The sequence below is a fragment of the Microbulbifer agarilyticus S89 genome (assembly GCF_000220505.1).
Lineage (GTDB): Bacteria > Pseudomonadota > Gammaproteobacteria > Pseudomonadales > Cellvibrionaceae > Microbulbifer > Microbulbifer agarilyticus_B.
This window is the reverse complement of record NZ_AFPJ01000037.1, coordinates 1-25112: the sequence shown is the minus strand read 5'-3', so window position 1 is coordinate 25112 and position 25112 is coordinate 1. Positions and strand designations below refer to the sequence as shown.

Genomic DNA, 25112 nt, shown 5'->3' with positions numbered 1-25112 from the left:
TCATTAACTCACTGATTTTTAAAAGGTTTTACCCTCGCAGTGGCCACTGATCTCTCCCATATCCGCAACTTTTCCATTATTGCCCATATCGACCACGGCAAATCCACTCTGGCAGACCGCTTTATCCAGGTCTGCGGTGGCCTGAGCGACCGTGAGATGGCGGCACAGGTACTCGATAGCATGGATATCGAGCGGGAGCGGGGCATTACCATCAAGGCCCAGAGCGTTACCCTCGACTATAAGGCCCGCGACGGCAAAACCTACCAGCTGAACTTTATTGATACCCCGGGGCACGTGGACTTCTCATACGAAGTTTCCCGCTCGCTCGCCGCCTGTGAAGGCGCGCTGCTGGTGGTGGATGCCGCCCAGGGTGTAGAGGCGCAGTCTGTCGCCAACTGTTACACCGCGATTGAGCAGGGCCTAGAAGTGATCCCTGTTCTGAACAAGATGGACCTGCCCCAGGCGGAGCCGGAAAAGGTCGCGGAAGAGATCGAAGATATTATCGGCATCGATGCCACGGAAGCGACGCGCTGCAGCGCCAAGTCGGGCCTCGGTATTGAAGACGTACTGGAAGACCTGGTACGTCTGGTGCCGCCGCCAGAGGGCGATGTGGATGCGCCGTTGCAGGCGCTGATCATCGACTCCTGGTTCGACAGCTACCTGGGCGTTGTGTCCCTGGTGCGCGTGGTCCAGGGCACCCTGAAAAACAAAGACAAGATTGTTACCAAATCCATCGGCCGCGCCCATGTGGTGGATAGCGTCGGTGTATTTACCCCCAAGCGCAAGGAAACCGGCGAGCTCAAGGCCGGTGAAGTGGGTTTTGTGGTAGCCGGCATCAAGGACATTCACGGCGCGCCCGTTGGTGACACCCTGACGCACGCGAAAGAAGCCGATAAGGTTGAAATGCTGCCGGGCTTCCAGAAGGTGAAACCGCAGGTTTACGCCGGTCTGTTTCCGGTAAGCTCCGACGATTATGAAGCCTTCCGTGACGCACTGGACAAGCTCTCCCTGAACGATGCCTCGCTGTTTTACGAGCCGGAAACCTCCGACGCGCTGGGCTTTGGCTTCCGCTGTGGCTTCCTCGGTATGCTGCACATGGAAATCATCCAGGAGCGCCTGGAACGCGAGTACAACCTCGACCTGATTACCACCGCCCCTACGGTGGTGTACGAGGTGGAACTTACCAACGGCGAAACCATGACCATGGATAACCCCTCGCGTATGCCGGATCTGGGCATGATCGAGGAAATGCGCGAGCCAATCGTGGAAGCGAACATCCTGGTTCCGCAGGATTACCTGGGTAACGTGATTACCCTGTGCGTGGAAAAACGCGGTATCCAGAAAGATATGCAGTACGTGGGTGGGCAGGTCTCGCTGCGCTATGAACTGCCGATGAGCGAAGTAGTGATGGACTTCTTCGATCGCCTCAAGTCCGTGAGCCGCGGCTTTGCTTCCCTCGATTACAACTTTGTGCGCTTTGACCCGGCAAAACTGGTGCGCCTTGATATTCTGATCAACGGCGAGCGGGTCGATGCCCTGGCGGTGATTCTGCACCGTGACAATGCCCAGCAGCGCGGTCGCGCCCTGGCAGAGAAAATGAAAGAATTGATCCCGCGTCAGATGTTCGACGTGGCGATTCAGGCGGCAATCGGTGGTCAGGTCGTCGCCCGTACCACCGTAAAGGCTTTGCGCAAGAACGTAACCGCAAAGTGTTATGGTGGTGACGTGACCCGGAAGAAGAAGCTGCTGGAGAAGCAGAAAGCGGGTAAGCGCCGCATGAAGCAGCTGGGTAAGGTCGAAGTGCCACAGGATGCCTTCCTTGCAGTGCTGAAAGTCGATAACTGATCGAGCGCGTTGCGGGTAAATTTAAAATAAAGCGGCTGGGGGGTGGGCAGTATCGTCTCCCGGCCGTAGCGGATAAGAAATAGTCGGCAAGAGACAACTGAATGGATATCAATTTCCCCCTTATTTTGCTGTTGCTGGTGGTGGTGACAGGGGTGATCTGGCTGTTTGATGCACTGTTTCTGGCGCGGGGGCGCAAGGCCGCCACTGCCAAGGGACAGCCGGTACAGGAGCCGGTGGTTGTTGAGTACGCCAAATCCTTTTTCCCGGTACTGGCGATTGTTTTTGTGCTTCGCTCCTTCGTGGTGGAGCCCTTCCAGATCCCGTCTGCATCCATGGACCCAACGCTGGAAGTGGGCGACTTTATTCTGGTCAACAAATACGCCTACGGATTGCGCCTGCCGGTGAGCCGCACCAAAGTGGTGGATATCGGGGAGCCGAAACGCGGCGACGTGATGGTGTTTTTCCCTCCGCATATGAATGAGACCTACTACATCAAGCGTGTGGTGGGTTTGCCGGGGGATGAAATTCGTGTGGAAAATAACCAGCTGTATGTGAACGGCGAAGCGGTACCGCAGGAATTTATCCGCTTTGATACGCAAGACCCCGGGCGCGAGCTGATGTGGGAGACCCTCGATGGTCACCGCCACCTGGCTGCCAAACAGCAGAATCCTGGCCCGTACGGCAATATTCGCACCGTCACGGTGCCGGAAGGTTACTACTTCATGATGGGTGACAACCGGGACAACAGCCTGGATAGCCGCAAGTGGGGCTTTGTGCCGGAAAAAGACATTGTCGGCAAGGCCTTTGCAATCTGGATGCATTGGGAGAAACTATTGAGCCTGCCCAGCTTTAGCCGGGTCGGCGGGATCGACTGACTGGTCGCTCCCGCTTCGGTGACAACCCTTGGTTTAATGACAACAACGATAACAACAGGTAGGTCAGCATGGCTGTAAACACGCAATTTTCACGTGCTCTGGCAAATCAGCGAGGCATGAGTTACTGGGGCTGGTTGGCCATCATTGCCGTATTTGGCTTTGGGCTGACCGTGGTATCCAAAATGGGCCCGGCCTATGTGGACGCGCATTTTGTGGAAGAGGGGCTGCACTCCCTCGCCAACAACAGCGGTGTGCGCGAAATGAGCAATACCGAGATCAAGCGCGAGCTGGACCGTTTTTTCACTATCAATAATGTGCGCGGCGAGCCGACCGAGTCGGTCAAGATCATCCGTGGTGCCGACAGCACCCTGGTCAGTATCAATTACGAGCTGCGTCAGCCACTGTTCCAGAATGTGGACGTGGTAATGAAATTTAACAAGCAATTGAATACCGCCAAGCCCGAGCTGTGCTGTGAGCCGCTCGTGGACCTTGAGCAGTTTCGCAAGCGAGATGACTACTAACCGGTGACAGACCTTCATCTGCAACGACTGTGTGGCCGCCTGGGCTACCAATTTACTAACGAAGAGCTATTGGATCTGGCGCTGACGCACCGTTCCCATGGCAGCCGCAACAATGAGCGCCTGGAATTTCTGGGCGACTCCATCCTCGGGTTTACCATCAGCGCGGCCCTGTTCGAAAAATTCCCCGAAGGCCGCGAAGGCCAGATGAGCCGTCTGCGCGCGCAGTTGGTAAGCGGCGAGACCCTGGCCAAGGTCGCGCGCGAGCTCGAGCTTGGCGATTGCCTGCGGCTGGGCGAGGGCGAGATGAAGAGTGGCGGTCATCGCCGCGCATCCATTCTCGCCGATGCGGTCGAGGCCATTATCGGCGCGATGTATCTGGACTCCGGGCTGGAAGCGGCCCGCGAACGGGTGCTGGCCTGGTTTGCCCCGCGCTTGCAAAGCCTTTCCCTGGAAACCGCCAAAGACCCGAAAACCCGGCTGCAGGAGTGGCTGCAGGCGCGTCACAAGCCGTTACCCGAATATCAGGTCGTGGAAGTGGCTGGTGAAGAGCACTCCCAGCAGTTTATTGTGGAGTGTCGAGTATCTGGCCTGGCTGCTCCGGTAAAAGGCGTCGCCAGCAATCGCCGTGCGGCGGAGAAGTCCGCTGCTGCAGAAGCCTATGCCCAACTGACCGGGCAGGGCTGACCCTATAATTCCCATCTGACACTTTGCCCCGCCTGCGGATGCATGCGGGCTCGACCGGCTCGGAGACCCCCTTGAGCGAACCCAATACTGAAACTTCCCGCTGCGGCTACGTTGCCATTGTCGGCCGCCCCAACGTGGGCAAATCCACTTTGCTGAACCATTTGCTGGGGCAGAAGATTTGCATTACCTCTCGCAAGCCGCAAACCACGCGTCACAACATGCTGGGGATCAAAACCGAGGGGACCAACCAGATTATTTTCGTGGATACGCCGGGATTGCATGCAGGGGAAGAAAAGGCGATCAACCGCTATATGAACCGTGCCGCGATCAGTTCTACCCGCGATGTGGACGTGGTGGTGTTTGTGGTGGAGCCGGTGAAATGGACCGAGGGTGACGAGCTGGTGGCGCAAAAACTGCGGGGACTCAAGTGCCCGTTGATTGTTGCCGTGAACAAGGTAGATCAGCTGCAGGATAAGAACGCGGTATTGCCGCAACTGCAGGCGCTGGCCGAGCGTTTCCCCGAGGCTGAGATTGTGCCCATTTCCGCCCTGCGTACGTCTAATCTCCAGTCGCTGGAAGATGTGATTATCCAGCGATTGCCCGAGGGCATGCACTTCTTCGAAGAAGATCAAATTACCGACCGCAGCTCGCGCTTCCTCGCGGCCGAAATCGTGCGCGAGAAGGTTATGCGTCAGCTGGGCGCGGAAATTCCGTATGCGGTTACCGTTGAGGTAGAAGAGTTCAGCCAGGAGGGCAAGGTGCTGCACATCAGTGCTGCGATTCTGGTCGAGCGCAACGGTCAGAAGCGTATCCTGATCGGAACCAAGGGTGAGCGTATCAAACAAATCGGCCAACAGGCGCGCGTGGATATGGAGCGCCTGTTCGACAGCAAAGTGATGCTGAATCTTTGGGTCAAGGTGAAGTCCGGTTGGTCCGACGACGAGCGCGCGCTGCGCAGTCTCGGCTACGTGGACAAACAGTAAACGTCTGGCCCATCGGCGTGCAGCAGCTTCCCCCGCAACCCGCCTATATTTTGCATTCCCGTCCGTTCCGGGACTCCAGCTTGATTCTGGAGTTACTTACGCCCGAGTACGGACGGATTTCCTGTATCGCCAAGGGCGCTCGCCGCGACAAGCAGCGTCGCCAGCGGGCGCTACAGCCATTTGCCCCCCTGCTGGTGACCTTGCTCGGGCGCCGCGATTTGAAAACCCTTGGCCCCGTGGAAAGTGCCGGACAGTCACTGTGGCTGAAAGGTCGCGCCGTATATGGCGGACTCTATGCCAATGAGCTGTTACTGCGCTTATTGCCGGAGGGGGAGAGCCTGCTTGCGGTATTCGCGGCGTATCAGCGTCTGCTGGCGTGGCTCGCGCAGTTGTCAGGAGACAATAGCAGCGAGCTGGAGATGCCACTGCGACTGTTTGAGTTGCAGTTGCTGCATGCCCTGGGTAGCTGCCCCGAGTTGGCTTATAGCTCGATGGAAGGTGCCGCGGTAAGTGCACACAGCGTGTACCGGTTGACGCAGGAAGACGGCTTTGTACCGGTGGTGGTGCCGCCCGGGCAGGCGCCGCGTGGGGTGGACTTTTACGGTAGTCATCTGCTGGCGATTGCCGAGTTGCTCAGGGGTGAAGCAGCGCCCGATGACAATGCGCTTCCCGCAGCGTTGTCGGCGGAAATACTGCTGGAAGCCAAGCGCCTTACCCGGCTGTTGCTCGGCCCCTTGCTCGGTAGCCGGCCGATGAAAAGTCGCGAGCTGTTTCGTCAGGTTTATGCTGCCGAATAGCCTCCGGGGCTCCTAGCGGCTGACAGGGGTTCTCACGGGCTGTCACGGGCTCTTCAATCGATTTCAGCTTCTTCGCATTCAATACCGAATAGTGCGCCCAGATCCTGGTCCGCACCCCAGTCGCGCAGGCCACGAATCTCTTTTCTCACCAGTTTATAGGCCGCTTTAAAGGCGCTGCCGTCCAGTGTCTTTGCGGCTTTTTCCGGCTCAAACTCCTGAACCGGACGCAGTAATTCCTGCAGTTGCCCGGTGGCATTGCGCAGTCGCGGTACGCCGCAATAGCAGCAGCCACCATGCAGGCGATGTACGCGCTCAAACAACCCTTTGTAGTCTTCACCCTGAGCCAGTCGAGCGAGTTCCTGCTCGTCTTCGTACAAGCCTTTTAGCAACATGCGCAGCAGATCGCGCGCGAGGCCGGCATCCTGGTTCGCGAGATTCAGGCTTTCACCGATATCGACCAGACGCGGTTCCACCGCTGTGGACGGGGCTTCTGTTGCCGGTGTGCTGGTTATTTCCATCCAGCGCTTTACGGTGTGCGCCAGCTGCGTCTCGCTGACCGGTTTGCTCAGGTAATCGTCAAGCCCTGCGCTGAGCAGGCGAGACTTCTCCTCGGTGCCGGCGTGGGCGGTGAGTGCAATGATCGGGGTGCGGCGACCGGATTCCCGTTCGCGAATCAGCTGTGTGGTGGCGATGCCGTCCAGCCCGGGCATCTGGATGTCCATGAAAATCATATCGAAATGCTGACTTTGCCATTGCTGAAGCGCCTCTTCACCGGAGCTCGCGGTCGGGGCCTCGATGTGCTGCGCACGCAGTAGTTCAATCATCAGTTTTCGGTTTGGCTCGTAGTCGTCGACCACCAGCACCTTGGGCTGTGTTGGCCATGGCGTAGTGGGGTAACTGCCCGTTTGTGGGCGGGACTGCGCCTGTTGCGGTACCGTGCGCTTTAGGGCACGGAGCAGGCCATCGCGACTTACCGGTTTGGCGAGGAAGGCCAGTACGCGGGTGCGCAACGCATCGTAACAGCGGCGTAAGTCCACCGGGGACCCCTGTACGATCACCCGACACTGATAGGTGTCCACCAGTTGCTGCACGGTACTGATAAAGCCTTCGAAGTCGTCCCCGGCAAGGGCGGTATCGATAATCAACCCATCGGGAAGCGCGTCGTGGCGCCACATTTGTTCCACTGCGGGCACCAGGCTCTCGCCATCGTTGTGCTCCAGCGGAGCTGCACGCCAGTGACTGAGCTGCTGGTAGATCTGTGTCCGGGTAATGGGATTGGGATCCACAAGTAATAGGCGGCACCCGGGGAACTGCTCACGAGTCACTGCGACGCGATTGCGGTCGATGGTGAGGGGGAGCGCAATCCAGTAGCTGCAGCTGCCCTGGTCGTTGTCCTCGAGGCCGATTTCCCCGCCCATGGATTGCACTAAATTACGTGCGATGCCGAGGCCCATACCGCTATTGGATAGTTGGTGCTGTGCCGTTGCACTGGTAAGCAGGAGGCGCATCTCGCGGCGGCGCTGCTCGTCCGCGCGCCCACCATTGTCGGTGATCGTGATTCGCACCATGAGCTCGGAAGCTTTACCGCTGAGCACCGCGATGCGCACGGGAATGCTGCCATTCTCCGAGCTGCGGATGGCGAGGCTGACTAGGTTGGTCAGGATTTGCTTGATACGCAGCGGGTCGCCGATTTGTGACGGCGGCAACTGCGGGTCGACGAACGGCACCAGTTCCAGGTTGTGCTCATAGCCATAGGGCGCGAGGATCTGCAGCGTCTCTTCCAAAACCTGACCCAGATTCATGGGGCTTTGGTCAAGCACCAGGTTGCCAGACTCAATACGCGAGAAGTCCAGAATGTCATTCATGGATGTCAGCAGGTTTTCTGATGACCGCAGGATGGTCTGCAGGTAATCCTGCTGTAGTTGATCGACCTCAGTTTTCAGAAGTAGGTTGGTAAACCCGATGATGCCGTTGAGCGGGGTACGAATTTCATGGCTGGTATTGGCAAGGAAAGTGGACTTCACCCGGCTGTTTTCCTCGGCCTTCTTGCGGGCCATTTCAAGTTCGATATTTTGCTCTTCCATCGAGTCTAGCGACTGGCGCAGGTCCTCCATGGTCTGGTGCAGGCCCTCCTGGTAATCCCGCTGATACTCCGAGAGGTTACGGGCCATATGTCCGATTTCTTCACTCAGTTGATACAGCTCGAGATTTCTGGAAGTCGGGATCTGGGTCAAAAAGTTGCCACTGCCGATGGATTGCAGGGCGCGTTTAAATCGTTCGAGGCTGTGGGATGCGCGCTCGGCGATGGCCGCGGCCCACACAAGGGCGACCAGGCTGCACAAGATCAGTCCCATTAGGCCGACCAGAGCCACCTGATAGGTCCCCACCAGGAAGTAAGGGCGATGTAGTTCGATGCTCAGCCAACAGTTGGCATTTTCTCCAATCAAGGGCTGCATTACGTGCAGGCTATGCAGGTCCTCGTAGATATGTGCATGCTTGCCGCGCAGCTCACTGGCGGTAAACACCGTTCGCGGGCGCGGGCCGACGCTGGAGATGAGGTTAAACTCTTCCTCCCCCTGCGCGTTGAGGTCCGCACGGTACAACTGTACCGAGCGGATCATGCCGCGCTCGAGCATCAGGGCCATCAGGCTTTTATCGAGCCACTCAATACGCTCTTCAAAGGAGTGGCCACCGCTCAGGTGGATCAACTCAACCAGGGTTTCGGCGCTGGCGCGGCCGTGGCTCAGCAGCAGGTCGCGGCGATCTCCGGCCTGCTGCAAGGTGAAGAGCAGGCACAGCAGGATGGTCAGGAGGAGCGCGGGGGTCATCGCGTAGCGGAACAACAGGGCGCGCAGCGATAGGCGCCGTCGCCTGGATGGGGCACCTGTCGGTGTCATCTGTGGGCTGAACGAAGGGTCAGAGGAGCGGGATTGAACCATGTTGCCTGACTGCGCTAATGCGTATTGTGTTATTTTTGTCCGATTCTACCCTTGCTGGCGGTAGAAACCAGCCCCATTTCACGGTTTCAGCACACGGAAATCTGTGGCTGGTCCGTGCGCGATTCGCAGTGGCGCCGGCTGGGAGGTAGAATAAGCGCCCGCCTAGGCCGATGGACCTGTAGTAACGATGGATTTTCCGACGGATTACCCGACGATTGCCGATTGTGTTGGCAACACCCCTCTGGTGCGCTTGCAGCGTATTCCGGGGCAGACCAGCAATACCCTGTTGCTGAAACTGGAAGGCAATAACCCTGCCGGTTCGGTGAAGGATCGCCCGGCGCTCTCCATGATCACGCGCGCCGAATCTCGCGGGCAAATTCGACCCGGCGATACCCTGATCGAGGCTACCAGTGGCAACACAGGTATCGCGCTGGCGATGGCAGCCGCAATTAAAGGCTATCGATTAATTCTGATCATGCCCGAAAGTGCTACGGATGAGCGCAAGGCTGCAATGGCGGCCTACGGTGCGGAGTTGATTCTCGTCACCTCGGAGCAGGGGATGGAAGGCGCGCGCGATCTGGCATTACAAATGCAAGCCGAAGGGCAGGGGTTGGTGCTGGATCAATTTTCCAACCTGGACAACCCGCAGGCGCACATCGACAGTACCGGGCCTGAGATCTGGCGTCAGACTGGCGGGCGGATAACGCACTTTGTTTCCTCCATGGGTACTACCGGCACCATCATGGGCTGCGGCCGCTATTTCAAACAACAGAACCCGGATATTCAAATTGTTGGCCTGCAGCCGACAGAAGGCTCCGCGATTCCCGGCATTCGCCGTTGGCCCCAAGCTTATTTACCAAAAATATTTGTCCCGCAGGAAGTTGACCGCGTGATGGATATTAGTCAGGCCGAGGCGGAGACCATGACCCGCCGACTGGCCCGCGAAGAAGGTATTTTTTGCGGGGTATCGTCCGGCGGCGCCGTTGCCGGGGCGTTGCGACTCTCGGCCGAAGTGGAAAATGCCACCATCGTGGCAATTATTTGTGATCGCGGCGATCGCTACCTCTCCTCGGGTCTGTTTAACGCCGACCAGTAAACATGATTTTGATCGCGAGTTAGACCATTGGTACAGGTTAGAAAAAATTATCCGCGCTTAGCTGACGGCACCCTGGACCGGGAGGCATGGCTTCGCCACATTCAGTCCATGGCCCAGCTCGATGGCGGTACCGTCGTCAATCTGCGCAAAGCCGTGGAGATGAGTGAGGACGCGGAACAGCGGGCCATCGAAGCGGAAAATATCTGGGCGGAAGGCGCGAGCAGTTTCCTTACCGGCCTGGAAATGGTGGAAATCCTCGCGGACCTGCAAATTGACGGTGAGGCCCTGTGCGCGGCCATGCTGTATCGCGCAGTGCGAGAAAAACGCTTACCGCTGAAAACCGTTGAAGCGGAGATGGGCGAGACCGTCGCCAAATTGATTCGCGGCGTACTGCGCATGGCGGTGATTCGCAGCCGCAGTGCCGATACTGGTGAAGAAAATCAGAGCGGCGCGGTCGAAGAGCATTCGGAAAACATTCGCAGGATGCTGGTCGCGCTGGTTGACGATGTGCGGGTTGCGCTAATCAAGCTTGCGGAGCGTACCTGCGCCATTCGCGCGGCAAAAAACACAGATGAAGCCAAGCGACGCCGGGTTGCCCGGGAAGTGGCCGATGTCTATGCACCGCTGGCGCACCGGCTGGGTATTGGTCATATCAAGTGGGAGCTTGAGGACCTGGCATTCCGCTATCTGGAACCCGATGACTACATGCAGATTGCGCGTCTGCTGGATGAAAAGCGCCTGGCGCGACAGGAGTATATCGACGATGTGCTCAGCCTGTTGCGCAATGAGTTGCACAAGGCGGATATCGACGGCGAAGTGTTTGGGCGCGCAAAGCACATTTACAGTATCTGGCGGAAAATGCGCCGGAAAAATATCGGATTCTCGCAGGTTTACGATATCCGTGCGGTGCGCATTCTGGTTCCTACGGTGCGCGACTGTTATGCAGTGCTGGGTATCGTGCACAACTTGTGGCGAAACATTCCCAATGAGTTTGATGATTACATTGCCTCGCCCAAGGAAAATGGCTATCGCTCCCTGCACACCGCAGTAATCGGCCCCGATCGCAAAGTGCTCGAAGTCCAGATCCGGACTTTTGCCATGCACGAAGAGGCGGAGTACGGCGTGTGTGCACACTGGCGCTACAAGGGCACCGACAAGAAGTCGGGGCAGCTGGAAGGGCAGGACGGCTACGAGCAAAAAATTTCCTGGTTGCGCCAGGTATTGGACTGGCACGAAGAAGTGGGCGGCAACCCGCTGCAGGACGACCTGCAGGCCAGCGACGTCGATACGCGTATCTACGTCTTTACACCAGACGGGCATGTGGTGGACCTGCCGAAGGGGGCGACGCCCCTCGACTTTGCCTACCGTATCCATACCGAGATCGGGCATCGCTGCCGCGGTGCCAAGGTAGATGGGCGCATTGTGCCGCTCAACCATGAGTTGCAGACGGCCAACCAGGTGGAAATTCTCACGGGCAAGCGGGAGTCCCCCAGTCGCGATTGGATCTCGCGCAGCATGGGCTACATCACCACTTCCCGTGCGCGCGCCAAGGTGATTCACTGGTTCAAGCAGCAGGCGCGGGATCAGAATGTCGCGGAAGGGCGTTCAATCCTTGATGGTGAATTCAAGCAGCTGGCGCTTCCCGACTTTGACTACGAAAAGCTAGCGAAGAAACTCAATATGCACTCGCTGGATGACCTCTATGCTGCCGTTGGGGCGGGCGATATTGGTGTCGGCCAGGTGCTGAATGCCGCGCAACGCATGGTCAAGGTGGAACAGGATGAGCCAGTCCTTTCGCTGACCGCGCCCGTGGCCCGCGAAGGGCAGGCGGATGTTTATATCGATGGTGTCGGCAACCTGATGACCCATATTGCCGGTTGCTGTAACCCGCTACCCGGTGACGAAATCATGGGGTACATCACCCTTGGCCGCGGTGTATCCATTCACCGTAAAGACTGCGCGAATATGCTGCGTATGCAGGCGGATGAACCGGAGCGGATTCTGCAGGTGGAGTGGTCGGAAAAGCCCACCGAGGTCTATGCCGTTGAGATTATGGTGGAAGCCTACGACCGACATGGCCTGCTGCGGGATGTCACCACCATGCTGGACAGTCAGCGGATCAACATCACGGCCATGCAGACCCACTCCAACAAAAACAAGCACACGGTGGATATGGTGATTACCGCGGAAATTCATAATTTTGAAGAACTGAGCCAGGTATTGCACCGTATTAATCAGTTGCCGAATATCGCTTCAGCGAAACGGCGCATATTGCACTGATAATTTCTGCTCATTCTGAATGGCCGCGGACTGGAAGGCGCGGAAAATGAAGCAAAACTACAACGTTGAAGATCTGCAGTATCTGATGGCCCAGCTGAGGAACCCCGATGGCGGCTGCCCCTGGGATCTCAAGCAGAGCTTTGCCACCATCGTACCCTCGACGATTGAGGAGGCCTACGAGGTTGCCGAGGCGATCGAGCAGGAAGATTTTGAGCACCTGCACGAAGAGCTTGGCGATCTGCTGTTTCAGGTAATCTTCTATGCGCAACTCGGGCGTGAAGCGGGGCACTTTGATTTTACCCGTATTGTCGACACCCTGGTGCGCAAACTGGTGCGCCGGCACCCGCACGTATTCCCATCGGGCGAACTATATGGGGAGAATGCTACCGTGGAGATTGACGAGAAGCAGGTAAAAGCGAACTGGGAAGCGATCAAAGCGGCGGAAAGGCAGGAAAAAGGCGAGGCTGGCACGCTGGATGGCGTCGCCGCTGGATTGCCGGCGCTCACCCGAGCAGCGAAACTGCAAAAACGCGCTTCACAAGTTGGCTTCGACTGGCCAGAAATTGACGGCGTGCTTGGCAAGGTCAAAGAGGAATTGCGTGAGCTGCGCGAGGCTATCTCGAGTGGTGACCGCGAGCATGCGAGCGAAGAGCTGGGTGACCTGCTGTTTTCCTGTGTCAATGTCGCGCGTCACCTTAAGCAAGACCCCGAAAGTGCCCTGCGCAAGAGTAACCGGAAGTTTGAGCAGCGCTTCGGTGCCGTAGAGGCCGCACTGCGGGCGCGCGACCTGCAACCCGCGGATGTTTCGCTGCAGGAGCTGGATGCGCTGTGGGATGCAGCAAAGCGCGCTGGGGGGTGACTCCGCTTGAGTGCTATTGGCATACGAGCGGCTTCTGCGCCCTTGGTTCGGGCAGTATTTTGCCCCTAGATTGCCTGGCTATTTTTTCATCAGAGTGGCGACGGTCTGCGTGAATTGATGGCTAGTTTGTAAATAAATTACTTAATCCGGCCTGACCACATGCGGGCTTGTTCTGTGTTGGGGCAAAGTGTAAGGTAGCGCTCTTTTCTCGGGGCGCCGCCGGAATCAGCTCTCCGGAACAACCAATAATGGCCTCGGCATGATCTGGAGACTATCTGTTTATGAGAATCATACTTCTGGGCGCACCTGGCGCCGGTAAAGGGACTCAAGCCCAGTTCATCACCGAGAAGTTTGGCATTCCTCAGATTTCCACTGGAGATATGCTCCGCGCAGCCGTCAAGGCCGGTACGCCGCTGGGTCTGGAAGCCAAAGACGTAATGGCCGCTGGCAAACTGGTCTCCGACGATCTGATCATTGCCCTTGTGAAGGAGCGTATTGCGCAGGACGACTGTGCTAACGGCTTCCTGTTCGACGGTTTCCCTCGCACCATTCCCCAGGCCCAGGCGCTGCTGGATGCCGACGTATCCATCGACAATGTGCTTGAGATTGCGGTTGATGATGAAGAAATCGTACAGCGCCTGTCGGGCCGTCGTGTGCACGAAGGTTCTGGCCGTGTTTACCACCTTGTGTACAACCCGCCCAAGAACGAAGGTGTAGACGATGTCACCGGCGAGGCGCTGGTTCAGCGCGCCGATGACACCGAAGAAACCGTACGCAACCGTCTGTCCGTTTATCATGAACAGACCGAGCCGCTGGTTGGTTTCTATCGAGAGCTTGCGCAGCGCGCACCCGAAACCGCACCGAAGTACAGCAAGGTAGAAGGTGTAGGCTCTATGGATGATATCCGCGAAAAGGTCATTGAAGCGCTGAGCTGAGCGCTGCGTCCTTTCCGGTAGCTGCACCTATTCAGTCCCGCGCTGCTTTCGCCCCCATTGCGCGGCGACCGAGTGCAGCAACAATGTGCAGCAACACAAAGCTCCTTCGGGAGCTTTTTTTATGCAGCGATATTTTGCCCGCCGAGGTTAATCCAAAAGAGGGGCTGTGGTGTATAGGGTTCTGGTTCTGTCCATCAAAAGCGGGTTACCCCTGCGATCGATGGGTTTACCGCGAACCATAAGCTTGTAAAATTTCGCTGAACCCTACTCAGTGGCTGCACTAATTTGGCTAGCCTCAAGAAAGCTGAAGTAAGGCTTGCAGACCAATAGGAGCCCATATAGCCATGGCGCATGCGATTATCCTGATGAACTTGGGCACCCCAGCGGAGCCGACCCCGAGGGGTGTTCGGCAGTTTCTCCGGGACTTCCTGTCCGACCCGCGGGTTGTCGAGATTCCTCGTCCAATCTGGGCGCTGATTCTGAATGCGTTCATTCTGCCGCTGCGGCCGGCCAAGATCGCGCCGGCGTATCGGGAGATCTGGAGTCAGGGGCTCGATGGTGAGGCCGTTAGCGGGTCGCCAATTACCTACTACACACAGCGGCAAGTTACCCTCTTGCAACAGCGATTCGATGCTGCCGCAGAGGGCGAATTTACTGTGGCCTACGCGATGACCTACGGGGCTCCCTCCCTGCCGGAGACGGTGGCGCGGTTGCAGAAAGAAGGGGCAAGGGGGTTCACACTATTGCCGCTTTACCCGCAATATTCCGCGACGACGACGGGTGCTATCTACGATCAGGTGGCAGACATCATGCGGGCATCGCGCAATGTGCCAGATATCAGCGTGGTGCACGAATACTGGCAGCACCCACTCTATATCGCTGCCCTGGCAAATTCGGTGCGTGAACACTGGGAGAAACACGGTGCCGCGGAAAAGCTCCTGATGTCTTTTCATGGGATCCCTAAAGCCAATGTCCGCAAGGGTGACCCGTATTACCAGCAGTGCTGCGACACTGCGGAACTCCTGGCAGAATCCTTGCAGCTCCCAAGGGATAAATGGGAGATCACCTTCCAATCCCGGTTTGGGAAAGCGGAATGGCTGCAGCCCTATACCGATAAAACTCTGATCGAGTGGGGGCAAAACGGTGTTGCCAGTGTCGATGTGATTTGTCCGGCGTTTTCGGCCGACTGTTTGGAGACCCTGGAAGAAATTGCGGTGGAGAATCGCGCTAACTTTATCGATGCGGGCGGTACTGAGTATCGATATATTCCTGCGCTGAACGCGCGTGCGGATCATATGCAGGCACTGGAAGCCGTTGTACGTGATCGACTGCCAGCTGCGGTTTTGCATTCGGCAAATATCTAGGTTTTAAATTTTTCTTTTTCTTGTGCGGCGCCCGCCAGCCTATTTTTTGTGAGGTTTCAACGGAAAACGTATAGAAAATCCGTTGAAACCCAAAAATATTCAAAAAATTTGTATTTTTTGGTTGTTTTTAATCTTTTTTTCTTGCAAACCCTCCTTTTTTTATTAACTTTGATACAGCCGCGTCATTTTTAATGGCTGGGCTGCTCTCAATTGTTCAAAGTTGGTCGATACACACTTCGGTGTTCACAGTGACTTCTCGAATAGAGAAAGGAGACAAGGGATGGCACGAGTCGCAAAGAAAAAGGCCAAGGCAAAACGGGTAGCAAAACCGGCCGCCAAAGCCGCAGCTACCGCCTCACCGGTGGTAACCAAAGCGCAGAAAGCGGTTGATTCTGCGGCGAAAGCTCTGGATGCGCAGTTGGACCGTGTAGGCAAAGCGCGCGCCCGGGTACAGAAATCCAATACGGCAGCAGCAAAGAATTCACTCGCATCCGCGAATAGTAAGTTGCGTGAGCTGCGCGCCAAACTGGCAGTGGCGAAACTTGGTCTCGCCAAGGCAAACGCGATGGATTCCGTTCGTCAGGCGGAAGAGTCGGCGAAGAAGGCTGTTTCAGATTTGGCAGAGAAGCTGTCTAAGAATGCCGATAAGGATCTGGATAAGGCATTAAAGGCATTTGAAGCGCGTTGGAAGAAGACGCGGGCCAAAGCGGATGCCAAAAAAGTAAAAGCCGCCGAGAAGAAAGCAACAGCCAAGGTCAAGACTGCAGCGAAGAAGGCCGCAGCCAAGGCCAAAGCCATGGAGAAAAAAGCCCTAGCCAAGGCTAAGGCGGAAGCGAAGAAAGCTGCGAAGAAGGCGAAAAAGAAGGTTGCGTCGAAGAAATCGGCCGCCAAAGCGGCAATAAAAAAGGCCGTGGGGCGTCCTAAAAAGGCCGCAGCAAAAAAGGCAACCGCCAAGAAGCCGGCCAAGAAAGCAGCCAAGAAACCTGCTAAGAAGGTAGCTAAGAAAGCAGCCAAGTCGGCTCCCAAGAAAGTCGCCCGCCGGGGGCGTCCACCGAAGGCCACGGCGAAAAAAGCCGGTGCCCGTCGTGGCCGTCCGCCGAAGAAGGCGTGATCCGCAGCCCCTCGCCAGAAGCATATAGGGGCTGGACTGAGATATGAGCCCTGGGGGTAGCCCCCGGGGCTTTTTTATTTCCCTTCCCGCCGGTTGCGTTTGCCGCTGGCCATGCCACAATTCGTCCCCAATCCCTTAGGTCGATTTCCCGCGTGTCTGCAGCCAGCAGCGCGTCAGGTGTCCGCGGCCGGCGGCATCTGTGGCCGTTTACTTAGATCTCACCAAATTGGGGCCTTATTCATTGAAAATCCTGGCTGTCGATACTACCTCTGGTGCCTGCTCTGTCGCCCTGTATGACCAGGGGCAGGTAAACGAGATATTTGTCCGTGCCGAACGCGACCACACCCGCCGCCTGTTGCCCATGGTGGAGCAGCTATTGGGGGAGAGTGGATACCGCCTGGCTCAGATGGACAGCATGGCGGTGAGCCAGGGGCCGGGTTCTTTTACCGGCCTGCGTATTGCAATCAGCTGCGTACAGGGGCTCGCGTTTTCTGCCGACCTGCCGGTTGTTCCGGTTTCGAGCCTGGCGGCATTGGCCCTGGGCGCGACGCGAGACAAGCCGGAATGGTCGGCGCTTCAAAAGCCGGTTCTGGCAGCGCTGGATGCGCGAATGAATGAGGTTTACTGGGGTCTGTATGATGCGGCGAAGCCCGGGCATGCGCTGCTGCCAGATCAGGTGTCTTCTCCGGAGCAGGTAATTGCTGCTTTGCAGGCAGCTGGCTACGTGGCAACAGAGGTCTCTGGCTCAGAATGTGACGAAGCACCACTGCTCGCCGCAGGACCAGGATGGGGCTATCCAGAACTTGCAGCATTGAATCCTCGGGCGCTGTTCATGGATGCAGGTATCCACGCGCAGGATATCGCCGTGCTCGCAGCGGATTTGTGGCAGCAGGGACAAGCTGTCTCCGCTGACAAGCTGCAGCCCGCATACCTGCGTAACGAAGTTACCTGGAAAAAACGCGAGCGGATTCGCCCGGCCAAATAATCGTTTTACGCAGTTGAGATAGTATGGAAACCTTTCAGATCGTCATCCTCGCACTCATTCAGGGGATAACCGAGTTTTTGCCCATTTCCAGCTCCGCACATTTGATCTTGCCGAATCAGGTGCTGGGTTGGCCGGATCAGGGGCTTGCGTTTGACGTGGCGGTGCATTTCGGTTCCTTGATGGCGGTACTTATTTATTTCCGCAAGGACGTGTGGCATTTGATTTGCGATGGCCTTGGTGGCTTTAAAACTGGGCAATTCAGTGAGGAGGGGCGGCTCGCCTGGCTCATCGTCCTGGCAACCATTCCCGCCGGGTTGGCGGGTCTCGCATTTAAAGATTTTATCGAAACCCACCTGCGCTCATCGGCAGTCATCGCGGCAACCACGATTATCTTCGGCCTGCTGCTGTGGTGGGCAGACGTATACGGCAAACGACACGATGGTTTGGGCCAGTTGAACTGGAAAAAAGCGTTGATGATTGGCGCTGCGCAGGCCCTAGCGCTTATACCTGGTACTTCGCGCTCCGGTATTACCATGACCGCGGGCTTGATGTTGGGTATGAAGCGGGAAGCGGCAGCACGCTTTTCTTTTTTGATGTCGATCCCGGTTATTGCGTTAAGTGCACTGTTGCTGACCCTTGAGCTTCTCGATACGCAAGCCGTACCCTGGGGTAGTATTTTTCTTGGTGTAATCCTGTCGGGAATTAGTGCTTACCTATGTATCCACTTTTTCCTGCAGTTTATTAGTCGAATTGGTATGGCACCATTCGCGATCTATCGCTTGCTACTGGGAGCGGTACTGATCTGGTTGATTGTTGCCGGTTGAGCTTGCCAATAAATAGCTGGGTTTCAGTACTGCACGACTTAACTTCGCGGAGTAACTATGAAGACAACCGTCGCGTTTATAGGGCTTGGTGTCATGGGGTATCCCATGGCCGGTTATCTTTCCCAAGCCGGGTATCCGGTGCAGATCTATAACCGCACTGGAGCCCGTGCCAGCCAGTGGCTTGATGACTATCAGGGAGAGGTATTTGCGACGCCTGCCAAGGCTGCGCAAGGTGCTGAGATCGTCTTTGCCTGTGTGGGCAATGATGACGACCTGCGTCAGGTGACAGTGGGTGCCGAAGGCGCCTTTGCTGGCATGGCACCGGGGAGCCTGTTTGTGGATCACACCACCGCGTCAGCCGACGTAGCGCATGAACTGGCAGGTAAAGCAGCCGAACGTCAGATCGGTTTTCTGGATGCTCCGGTTTCCGGGGGCCAGGCCGGCGCTGAGAACGGGGCACTTACAATCATGGTCGGTGGCAGCGAGGCTGAATTTTTGCGAGCCAAGCCCTTGCTGGACTGTTACGCACGAGCGGCCAATCTGCTGGGGCCGGTGGGTAGTGGTCAACTGTGCAAGATGGTGAATCAGATCTGTATCGCCGGGTTGGTGCAAGGTCTGTCCGAGGGGTTGCACTTCGCGCGCGCAGCGGGTCTGGATCCGGAACAGGTGGTTGAGGTTATTTCCAAGGGTGCAGCACAGAGCTGGCAAATGGAAAACCGCTATAAAACCATGCTGGCAGGTGAGTATGAACACGGTTTTGCGGTGGACTGGATGCGCAAGGACCTGGCGATTGTTCAGGACGAGGCGCGACGTAATGGCGCTCTACTGCCGGTGACCGCGCTGGTGGATCAGTTTTACAGTGAAGTCCAGGCGCTTGGCGGGGGGCGCTGGGACACGTCCAGCCTGTTTGCCCGTCTGGAGAACGTGCGTAAGTTCGATTGATGCGCGTTTTACTGTTGTCAGCCTACGATGCGGAAAGCCACAAGCGGTGGCGCCGCGGGCTGGTGGCCGCCTTCCCAGACTGGCAGTGGACGGTGCTGACCCTGCCTCCGCGCTATTTCAGCTGGCGCATCCGCGGCAACAGCCTGAGTTGGGCATTGGGTCCGGAGCGGGCAACGCTGGAGCGACCCTATGATCTCCTCGTCGCCACGTCGATGACCGACCTCTCGGCCTTGCGCGGGCTGGTTCCTGCGCTGGCGAGCATTCCCGCGTTGGTTTATTTTCACGAAAACCAATTTGCCTATCCGAAAACCGGTCTAGCCCACCAGTCGGTGGAACCACAAATACTCAATCTGTACACGGCCCTGTGCGGCGACAAGGTGGTGTTCAATTCTGAGTTCAATCGCCGCACTTTTCTCGAGGGCGCGGCGGCACTTCTGGGCAAGTTGCCGGATGCCGTCCCTCCACACGTGATAGAACATGTCGCCACGCGCAGCCTGGTCATGCCGGTGCCGCTCGAGCAGGAGCTGTTGGGATCGCCCTATGGTTCAGGAGAGTGCGCTGACTACCTCACCATCAGCTGGGCGGCACGCTGGGAATACGATAAGGGGGCGGATCGCCTGCTGCGTATCCTGGACCGGCTTGAGGCTTCGGGAATGGAATACCGGCTCAATTTGCTTGGTCAGTCGTTTCGCAAAGTCCCCGCCGAGCTACAGGAAATTCAGGTTCGATTCGCACACCGCTTGCTAAGGGTGGGCTTCGTGGAGAACCTGGAAGAGTACCGCAGGTTACTCGCCGACAGCGATGTGTTCCTGTCCACGGCGTATCACGAGTTTCAGGGATTGGCGGTAATGGAGGCGACGGCGCTTGGCGCCATCCCGTTAGTACCCCATTCGATGGCGTATCCTGAAATTTACCCGGCATCTTGCCTGTACGCCTCGGAGGCCGCTGCGGTACAGCGGTTGTCGGCCCTGCAATCGATCAAGCAGCGAGGTGGCACACTGGAGCCCGTGGCGATCGCGCACTATGGTTGGGATCACTGGCGGGCACCCTATGAGAAAGCAATGCGCGCAGCGTGCTGTCACTGACGCCCTGAGGGTGAAACTGCGAGATAGGGTTGTCGGGCCGGTTCAGTCTGAATCGTTATGCCGGTATCATAGCGCCCGCGCAATACGTGCGCGGGATACAAGTTTTCAGTTGGAATGTTCACGAGCTATGAAGAAACAGCGGGTTCTCACCGGGATTACGACGACAGGCACTCCTCACCTGGGTAACTATGTGGGCGCGATACGCCCGGCAATTGAGGCTAGCCAGGACGCTGACAATCAGTCGTTCTATTTCCTGGCGGATTACCACGCGCTGATCAAGTGTCAGGATCCGGAGCAGGTGCATCAGTCCACCCTGGAAATTGCTGCGACTTGGCTGGCGCTGGGGCTCAATACCGACAATGTGGTGTTTTACCGCCAGTCGGACATCGTGGAGATTCCAGAGCTTACCTGGCTGTTGACCTGCCAGACCGCCAAGGGCCTGATGAATCGCGCTCACGCGTACAAGGCCGCGGTCGACGCGAACCGCGATGATGGCCAGGATTCTGACTTTGGCATCAACATGGGGCTCTACAGCTACCCGATCCTGATGGCAGCGGACATTCTTATGTTCAACGCGAACAAGGTCCCGGTGGGCAAGGACCAGATCCAGCATATTGAAATGGCGCGCGACATCGCTGCCCGTTTCAATCATCACTACGGTGAGCATTTTGCGCTGCCAGAAGCGGTGGTAGATGATCACGTATCTGTGTTGCAGGGGCTCGATGGCCGCAAAATGAGCAAGAGCTACGGCAATACCATTCCGCTGTTCCTGCCCGAGAAGAAGCTGAAAAAGCACATTAATAAGATTAAGACGAACCTGCTGGAGCCCGGCGAGCCGAAGGATGCGGATACGTCCACTGTTTTCCAGATCTGGCAGGCATTTGCTACTCCGGAGCAGACCGCCGAGATGCGTCAGGCATTTGCCGATGGTATTGCCTGGGGCGAAGCGAAGAAGCAGCTATTTGAGCTGATCAATGGTCAGGTCGGTGAAGCCCGTGAACGGTACGAGGCTCTGTTGGCCAATCCTGCCCAGATTGAGGCAGAGCTGGAGAAGGGCGCAGAAAAGGCCCGTGCCTATTCGGCGCCATTCCTGGCGAAACTGCGTGAAGCGGTGGGCATTCGCAAGATTGCCTGAGCCCGCGGCCAATGGCTGCTCTCTCAGGGTGGGGAGTGGCCGGCAATGCGTGCGGCAAGATAAAGGTAAGAAAGGTAAGAGCGCGCGCTTCTGACCCAGGGAATTAATCCCGATCCCTGCGCGGTGTGTTTGTCGCCTGCCGGTCCCCCGAAACCTCCGCCTTGGTGTCCGCCTCCGCTTTCCAGCGTGCACGCGGAGACGCTTTCTTACCCCTTGGCCAGCCCTCCCGCTGTACGCCCCGTTCGCCATCGGTTTCATCGGTCTGGTCGTGGAACAGGTGGACCTGCGTTTCGAAGGGCATGTCGATACCAGCCTCGTCGAGCGCGACCTTAACCTTTTCGATAAATTGTGCCCGCACGTGCGTGACGTCTCTCTGAAGGCTGTTGGTCCACCAGCGCGCACGAATCGTGACCCAGCTCGCTTCTAGGCCCCAGGGGAGCACTTCGGGGGCCGGTCTTTGTGCCACGCCTTCTATTGCCTTTAACGTCTGTAAAACTACTGCACAGGCTTCGTCGATCTGGTCGCTGTAGCCAATGCCGATGTCGAAATCGCTGCGGCGCATGGAGCGAGCTGTTTTTACCAGGATGGCGCTGGTGTAAATGTCACTATTCGGGATAACTACTCTCTGCCCATCGTAGGTATTGATCATGGTGGCCCGTGTTTCAATGCGCTTCACGGTACCTTCGAAATCCGCAACCTGGATTTGATCTCCTACCTCAAATGGTTGCCGTAGCAAGATCAAAAGGCCCGCGAGCCAGTTCTGCAGAATATCTTTAAAGGCAAATCCAATTGCCACCGATCCCACACCGAGACCGGCAATCAGGTCGCCGGGCTTTAAACTGGGCATCACGACGGTTGCGGCGATGAGAAGCCCGGCGAGAGTAACGCCCCACTTTACGAGGCTGCCCAGCACCTCACCTAAATTGGCGCGATTGCGACGATTTAAGTAGCGATGGACCAGAAAGCGTAGGAATGCACCGACGCAGTAAAAGACCACCAGCACAACGATGGCTACCGCAAAATTTGGCAGCAATTTGACGGCACTGTCGACCCAATTGTCCACCTGGCCGATGGCTTGGCTTAGGTCTGCATCGATCTGTGTAGTCGTGTTTTGCTCTTGCACGGTACTGATTGCTGCTCCAGTTGTTTTCCAGACCGAAGAGGAGTTATCCCGGGTTACTGATGCGTATGTTCATGGTGAAGTCTGCGCGCTCATTCTTATCCGCGGCCGCATTCTTTAGAAAGACGCGGATGCGATAGGTGCCATCGCGCGGTATCGTCACGGAGTAGCTGCTTTCCTTGCCATGGCTGTGGTAGAGCGGTCGTGTGGATGCGGGCGCGGTGATGCGAAATCCCACGAGTGCATGATCGCTCGATAGTTCCAGTTGCAACTGCTGCCCGGTATTGGCGGCAAACAAGTACTCCCTGGTGTCTTCCCCCTGGATGGAGCCGGTTATGCCATTCGCCACCAGCTGATTTTCACTATTCTGGCGCAACAGGATTTTCGCCGGCTTGATGCGCGCTCCGCCCGGCGAGGCTAATTGATGCTCGGTATCGCCCGGGGGCGATATAACTTTATGGGAATCCGCATAAGCGGTGGGGCAGGGTACGGACAGGATCAGCAAGATCAGGCCAAGACGCACTTGCCACTCTAGAACTGGCCATGCGGGAGGAACTGGCCATCTGGAGAGTCGCCAAGCGGCACGTGAGAACGGCCGATGGAGTAAAGCGCTCAGGGCAATAACTGGGAAAGTGTCTGGCGCTGTGGGCGCACTTAGTGCCCTCGACGGGAATGCTAAGGGTAACGCTAAGGGGAGTATCGGTAACTGCACTGAGGACCCTGCCGCTAACGGGAAGATCCGGTAGTGTAGTCTGGTGCGTGCGAGACTAGTTGCTTGATCTAGTCGCGCTTAAAGACACCGCGGTTTAAGAAGTAAATCACCTGTTCGATAACCTGAGGGTTTTTCATCATAAAAACGTGGGTGACAGGCATTTCAAGGTGGTCGTTCATTCCTTCCAGGCGGGTACGGGCAACGGTGACTTTTCCGTCATCCTCTTCCGGCAACATGCTCGATAAAATTGGGTTGACACTGCGGGTGCCGGCGATAACCCCGAGCTCGAAGTTCGCCGCACCTAGCGCGTTGGGAGTGCTCATCTCTCCCGTCCCCAGTTGCAGCCCGGCGTCGCCAAACATCATGTGAAACCCCGGTAAACTTCCCAGGTTATCCACCACTTCACTGCCGCGATTCGGTGGGCCAAGCATGACCACACGCCCCAGGTTGTCGAGCGTCACTTTACTGAGGTACTGCCGAACCAGGATGCCGCCCATGGAATGGGTAACAAAATGTACCTTGGTTTGGCTGTGTTCTTTGTCGGCACGTTCTGCACAGCGGTCCAGAGCGGGCGCAATGGCCGGGCCCGCCAGTTTTTCGATGGGGTACTCGGTGGAGGGGTAATCCACATTGACGGTCGCAAACCCTGCATCGGTAAGTGCCGAGTCCAGCTTCTGCATGGAATGGTCTGACTTCGCGAGGCCGTGTAACAGTATTACGCAGTCTCCGGCGAGGGCGGGCGAAGGCAGAAACAGGATCAGATAGATGATCGCGAGCGCGGGCAACAGGGGTTTCATGGTGTTAAAGAAATCCATTTCTCGGGGTAGCTACTCAAGTACCCAGACGTTAACTCCCGTCAGGCTCTGGGTCAAATGACGCCGCGAGGCGACTGGGATTTTTCTCCTTGCGCGAACGACTGCTGCGTTTGCTATCTATTTCCACTTGCAGGGTAAAGGGTGCCGACTCGTTGCGACGCGCAGCGCTGCGCATCATGTAAACCTGAATCGTGTAAATGCCGTCTTTGGCGAGCTTTTCCGAAAAGCGCGCGCCCTTGATCGATCCAATATAGATCGCCGCATCGCCGGGGCCCGTGCCAGGGCCGTAAACATTAAAGTAGGTGGCGGTGTGGGGTGAGGTAAGCGTGATCGTCATCAGCTGCCCCGCCTTTGCGCGGAGGGTGTAGTTGACGCCGTTGTAGCCCTGTATTTTGTCGGAGACGGAAGCGCTGGTTGCGCCCTTGGCAAACTGCAGGGATTCGGTACGTGACTCCAGCGCGAAGCTCATCGCGCTCGCCACCAGCAGGCAGATTGCCATCGCAACCCACAGGCGCTGGATGGCGTGCTGATTATTCCGTTCGAGGCTGTATTGCTGCATTCAATGAGTGTAGTCCAGCGCCAGCACTGGACGGCAGGGTTTTAGCCTGCGGGGTCGACGACGACCCCCGAGCCTGCGCAAGCGCCGTCAAGCGGCGCCTTTAGAACTCACCAGTTTCTGGGTGACCTGCGTGAATAGCTGGGGTTTATCCGGGGTGATTACCACCGTAGAGGTTGGCCACTTAATGACAACGGCCCTTGCCGCATCTGTGCCGTAGGCGCGAAAGCGCCCGAGATGTTTATTGCGGAACAACCCCAGGTAGCTGAACAGGCCGCCATTCCCGAACAATTTGATCGACCCGTCCATTGCTTTCGCATCCTGAGTGATTGATTCCACTCCCTGCAGTGACACCCGGCTGTGCCAGCCAGGGCGTAATATCAGCAGCTGATCGCCCTGGAGCTGGTAACCCCGGACGGTAAACAGGGCGCACAGCAACAACAGCCCCAGAGGTAGCCAGATACCCAGCTGGTACAAGGGAGGTGACTGCTCAGGCTCATTTACCAGCAACAGGGTACTGATGCCGATCAATATAACGCTGGCCAGAAGTGTCAGCAGTTTCAGTTCTTTGCTCCAGGGGGCGTCAAAACGTGCCGATCTCAATGTGGGGTGCTGCTCTGGCATCGTCATAGGTCTCTCAAACACATGG

General features: G+C 57.1%; 23 protein-coding genes. 17 read left to right on the top strand and 6 right to left on the bottom strand.

Features of this window, described 5'->3' with window-relative positions:
* Positions 1-39: 39 nt before the first annotated feature.
* From lepA to recO, 6 genes are all read left to right on the top strand, one after another.
* The gene (gene lepA / locus AS89_RS0112025) at positions 40-1845 is read left to right on the top strand and encodes a translation elongation factor 4 (RefSeq protein ID WP_010132901.1); all 1806 of its coding nucleotides are present in this window, start codon (positions 40-42) and stop codon (positions 1843-1845) included.
* A 101-nt stretch (positions 1846-1946) separates the two neighbouring features.
* Positions 1947-2720: a signal peptidase I gene (gene lepB / locus AS89_RS0112020; protein ID WP_010132900.1), complete on the top strand. Its 774-nt coding sequence runs from the start codon at positions 1947-1949 to the stop codon at positions 2718-2720.
* Between the two features lie 68 nt (positions 2721-2788).
* The gene (locus AS89_RS0112015) at positions 2789-3241 is read left to right on the top strand and encodes a DUF4845 domain-containing protein (protein WP_010132899.1); all 453 of its coding nucleotides are present in this window, start codon (positions 2789-2791) and stop codon (positions 3239-3241) included.
* 3 nt (positions 3242-3244) lie between these two features.
* Entirely contained in the window at positions 3245-3925 is a 681-nt protein-coding gene (rnc, locus tag AS89_RS0112010) for a ribonuclease III (RefSeq protein ID WP_010132898.1), read from the top strand.
* Between the two features lie 71 nt (positions 3926-3996).
* Positions 3997-4908 carry a GTPase Era gene (era, locus tag AS89_RS0112005; RefSeq protein WP_010132897.1) on the top strand — a complete coding sequence of 304 codons (912 nt, stop codon included), beginning with the start codon at positions 3997-3999 and terminating at the stop codon, positions 4906-4908.
* A 17-nt stretch (positions 4909-4925) separates the two neighbouring features.
* A complete protein-coding gene (recO, locus tag AS89_RS0112000) occupies positions 4926-5705 on the top strand; it encodes a DNA repair protein RecO (protein ID WP_033230424.1) in 780 nt (259 codons plus the stop codon).
* 53 nt (positions 5706-5758) lie between these two features.
* Here recO and AS89_RS0111995 read toward each other — a convergent pair whose 3' ends face one another.
* Positions 5759-8644, bottom strand: a complete 2886-nt coding sequence (locus AS89_RS0111995) for a response regulator (protein ID WP_237709685.1) — start codon at positions 8642-8644, stop codon at positions 5759-5761.
* Between the two features lie 187 nt (positions 8645-8831).
* On the opposite strand from AS89_RS0111995, the gene cysM reads away from it, so the two are divergent.
* From cysM to AS89_RS0111940, 11 genes are all read left to right on the top strand, one after another.
* The gene (gene cysM, locus AS89_RS0111990; protein ID WP_010132894.1) at positions 8832-9740 is read left to right on the top strand and encodes a cysteine synthase CysM; all 909 of its coding nucleotides are present in this window, start codon (positions 8832-8834) and stop codon (positions 9738-9740) included.
* Between the two features lie 27 nt (positions 9741-9767).
* Complete coding sequence (relA, locus tag AS89_RS0111985; RefSeq protein WP_029249982.1) at positions 9768-12020, top strand: GTP diphosphokinase; 2253 nt, start codon at positions 9768-9770, stop codon at positions 12018-12020.
* A 46-nt stretch (positions 12021-12066) separates the two neighbouring features.
* Positions 12067-12879: a nucleoside triphosphate pyrophosphohydrolase gene (mazG, locus tag AS89_RS0111980; protein WP_010132892.1), complete on the top strand. Its 813-nt coding sequence runs from the start codon at positions 12067-12069 to the stop codon at positions 12877-12879.
* Between the two features lie 281 nt (positions 12880-13160).
* A complete protein-coding gene (gene adk / locus AS89_RS0111975) occupies positions 13161-13814 on the top strand; it encodes an adenylate kinase (protein ID WP_010132891.1) in 654 nt (217 codons plus the stop codon).
* 344 nt (positions 13815-14158) lie between these two features.
* Positions 14159-15178: a ferrochelatase gene (gene hemH, locus AS89_RS0111970; RefSeq protein WP_010132890.1), complete on the top strand. Its 1020-nt coding sequence runs from the start codon at positions 14159-14161 to the stop codon at positions 15176-15178.
* A gap of 220 nt (positions 15179-15398) precedes the next feature.
* Positions 15399-16289 carry a hypothetical protein gene (locus tag AS89_RS18795; RefSeq protein ID WP_158217362.1) on the top strand — a complete coding sequence of 297 codons (891 nt, stop codon included), beginning with the start codon at positions 15399-15401 and terminating at the stop codon, positions 16287-16289.
* 241 nt (positions 16290-16530) lie between these two features.
* Positions 16531-17274, top strand: coding sequence for a tRNA (adenosine(37)-N6)-threonylcarbamoyltransferase complex dimerization subunit type 1 TsaB (gene tsaB / locus AS89_RS0111960; RefSeq protein ID WP_100169378.1), 744 nt, complete (start codon positions 16531-16533; stop codon positions 17272-17274).
* 23 nt (positions 17275-17297) lie between these two features.
* Complete coding sequence (locus AS89_RS0111955) at positions 17298-18098, top strand: undecaprenyl-diphosphate phosphatase (protein WP_010132886.1); 801 nt, start codon at positions 17298-17300, stop codon at positions 18096-18098.
* A gap of 57 nt (positions 18099-18155) precedes the next feature.
* Positions 18156-19040, top strand: coding sequence for an NAD(P)-dependent oxidoreductase (locus AS89_RS0111950; protein WP_033230423.1), 885 nt, complete (start codon positions 18156-18158; stop codon positions 19038-19040).
* Complete coding sequence (locus tag AS89_RS0111945; RefSeq protein WP_010132884.1) at positions 19040-20125, top strand: tRNA-queuosine alpha-mannosyltransferase domain-containing protein; 1086 nt, start codon at positions 19040-19042, stop codon at positions 20123-20125. Before AS89_RS0111950 ends, AS89_RS0111945 begins: the two co-directional genes overlap by 1 nt.
* 127 nt (positions 20126-20252) lie before the next feature.
* Entirely contained in the window at positions 20253-21260 is a 1008-nt protein-coding gene (locus AS89_RS0111940; RefSeq protein WP_010132883.1) for a tryptophan--tRNA ligase, read from the top strand.
* A 103-nt stretch (positions 21261-21363) separates the two neighbouring features.
* Here the strand turns inward: AS89_RS0111940 and AS89_RS0111935 are convergent, their stop codons facing one another.
* From AS89_RS0111935 to AS89_RS0111915, 5 genes are all read right to left on the bottom strand, one after another.
* Complete coding sequence (locus tag AS89_RS0111935) at positions 21364-22383, bottom strand: mechanosensitive ion channel family protein (protein WP_010132882.1); 1020 nt, start codon at positions 22381-22383, stop codon at positions 21364-21366.
* A 43-nt stretch (positions 22384-22426) separates the two neighbouring features.
* Entirely contained in the window at positions 22427-22903 is a 477-nt protein-coding gene (locus AS89_RS0111930; protein ID WP_010132881.1) for a Gifsy-1 prophage protein precursor, read from the bottom strand.
* A 257-nt stretch (positions 22904-23160) separates the two neighbouring features.
* Positions 23161-23889 carry an esterase/lipase family protein gene (locus AS89_RS0111925; RefSeq protein WP_050901696.1) on the bottom strand — a complete coding sequence of 243 codons (729 nt, stop codon included), beginning with the start codon at positions 23887-23889 and terminating at the stop codon, positions 23161-23163.
* A gap of 49 nt (positions 23890-23938) precedes the next feature.
* A complete protein-coding gene (locus tag AS89_RS17470) occupies positions 23939-24466 on the bottom strand; it encodes a hypothetical protein (RefSeq protein ID WP_010132878.1) in 528 nt (175 codons plus the stop codon).
* Positions 24467-24553: 87 nt separating this feature from the next.
* Positions 24554-25112 (bottom strand): PH domain-containing protein (locus AS89_RS0111915; protein ID WP_237709684.1); only part of this gene is annotated, 559 nt, incomplete at its 5' end.

What these genes read in the sequence shown, in the direction of transcription:
- lepB (WP_010132900.1), top strand. Translation starts at nt 1,947, where the DNA reads ATGGATATCAATTTCCCCCTTATTTTGCTGTTGCTGGTGGTGGTGACA.
- AS89_RS0112015 (WP_010132899.1), top strand. Translation starts at nt 2,789, where the DNA reads ATGGCTGTAAACACGCAATTTTCACGTGCTCTGGCAAATCAGCGAGGC.
- AS89_RS0111995 (WP_237709685.1), bottom strand. Translation starts at nt 8,644, where the DNA reads ATGGTTCAATCCCGCTCCTCTGACCCTTCGTTCAGCCCACAGATGACA.
- cysM (WP_010132894.1), top strand. Translation starts at nt 8,832, where the DNA reads ATGGATTTTCCGACGGATTACCCGACGATTGCCGATTGTGTTGGCAAC.
- mazG (WP_010132892.1), top strand. Translation starts at nt 12,067, where the DNA reads ATGAAGCAAAACTACAACGTTGAAGATCTGCAGTATCTGATGGCCCAG.
- adk (WP_010132891.1), top strand. Translation starts at nt 13,161, where the DNA reads ATGAGAATCATACTTCTGGGCGCACCTGGCGCCGGTAAAGGGACTCAA.
- hemH (WP_010132890.1), top strand. Translation starts at nt 14,159, where the DNA reads ATGGCGCATGCGATTATCCTGATGAACTTGGGCACCCCAGCGGAGCCG.
- AS89_RS0111955 (WP_010132886.1), top strand. Translation starts at nt 17,298, where the DNA reads ATGGAAACCTTTCAGATCGTCATCCTCGCACTCATTCAGGGGATAACC.
- AS89_RS0111950 (WP_033230423.1), top strand. Translation starts at nt 18,156, where the DNA reads ATGAAGACAACCGTCGCGTTTATAGGGCTTGGTGTCATGGGGTATCCC.
- AS89_RS0111945 (WP_010132884.1), top strand. Translation starts at nt 19,040, where the DNA reads ATGCGCGTTTTACTGTTGTCAGCCTACGATGCGGAAAGCCACAAGCGG.
- AS89_RS0111940 (WP_010132883.1), top strand. Translation starts at nt 20,253, where the DNA reads ATGAAGAAACAGCGGGTTCTCACCGGGATTACGACGACAGGCACTCCT.
- AS89_RS0111925 (WP_050901696.1), bottom strand. Translation starts at nt 23,889, where the DNA reads ATGAAACCCCTGTTGCCCGCGCTCGCGATCATCTATCTGATCCTGTTT.
- AS89_RS17470 (WP_010132878.1), bottom strand. Translation starts at nt 24,466, where the DNA reads ATGCAGCAATACAGCCTCGAACGGAATAATCAGCACGCCATCCAGCGC.